Annotated in this window: 2 protein-coding genes; both read left to right on the plus strand. The window is 39.2% G+C overall.

What is annotated here, in order from left to right; all coding sequences use genetic code 11:
* Positions 1 to 377, plus strand: a 377-nt coding sequence (locus QZ359_RS03595) for a phosphotransferase family protein (RefSeq protein WP_293960112.1), incomplete at its 5' end; no start/stop codon positions are given.
* Positions 367 to 1,070, plus strand: a 704-nt coding sequence (locus QZ359_RS03600) for an EamA family transporter (protein WP_293960115.1), incomplete at its 3' end; no start/stop codon positions are given. The genes QZ359_RS03595 and QZ359_RS03600, both read left to right, overlap by 11 nt.

Below are 1,070 nucleotides of genomic sequence, written 5' to 3' on the forward strand. Positions count from 1 at the left end.
ACTTAGGTGTTGACAGAAAATCTTGTCATATCGATTTGGTGCCTGAAAACTTTATCGAGTCACCACAAGGACGACTTTATCTGATTGACTGGGAATATTCATCAATGAACGATCCAATGTGGGATTTGGCTGCCCTCTTTTTAGAGTCTGAATTCACTCGTCAAGAGGAAGAAGCCTTCTTATCTCACTATGAGAGTGAGCAAACACCTGTCTCTCGTGAAAAGATTGCCATTTATAAAATTTTACAAGATGCTATTTGGAGTCTATGGACAGTCTACAAAGAAGAGCAAGGTGCAGATTTTGGTGACTATGGTGTGAGTCGTTACCAAAGAGCTGTTAAAGGTTTGTCATATTATGGAGGTTCTGATGAAAAATAAAAATGGAGTTTCTTTTGGTCTACTCTCAGGTATTTTCTGGGGTTTAGGTCTAACGATTAGTGCTTATATCTTTTCGATTTTTACAGATTTGTCGCCCTTTGTGGTGGCCGCTGCTCACGATTTCTTGAGTATCTTTATCTTACTAGCTTTTCTCTTGGTGAAAGAAGGAAAAGTTCGTCTCTCAATTTTCTTAAATATTCGCAATGTTAGTGTTATCATTGGAGCCTTATTAGCAGGCCCTATCGGTATGCAGGCCAATCTTTATGCGGTTAAGTATATCGGAAGTTCCTTAGCTTCATCTGTGTCGGCTATTTACCCTGCGATTTCAGTTTTATTGGCTTTCTTCTTTTTGAAGCACAAGATTTCGAAAAATACTGTGTTTGGGATTGTCTTGATTATTGGAGGGATAATTGCTCAGACCTATAAGGTTGAACAGGTTAATTCCTTCTACATTGGGATTCTCTGTGCTTTAGTTTGTGCTATTGCATGGGGAAGTGAGAGTGTTCTTAGCTCTTTTGCCATGGAAAGTGAACTGAGTGAAATCGAAGCCCTCTTAATCCGTCAAGTGACTTCATTCTTGTCCTATCTTGTGATTGTGCTCTTCTCTCATCAGTCATTTGCAGAAGTGGCCAATGGACAATTGTTAGGTCTTATGATTGTCTTTGCAGCCTTTGATATGATTTCTTATTTGGC

The sequence above is a fragment of the Streptococcus sp. genome, assembly GCF_019414905.1.
GTDB lineage: Bacteria > Bacillota > Bacilli > Lactobacillales > Streptococcaceae > Streptococcus.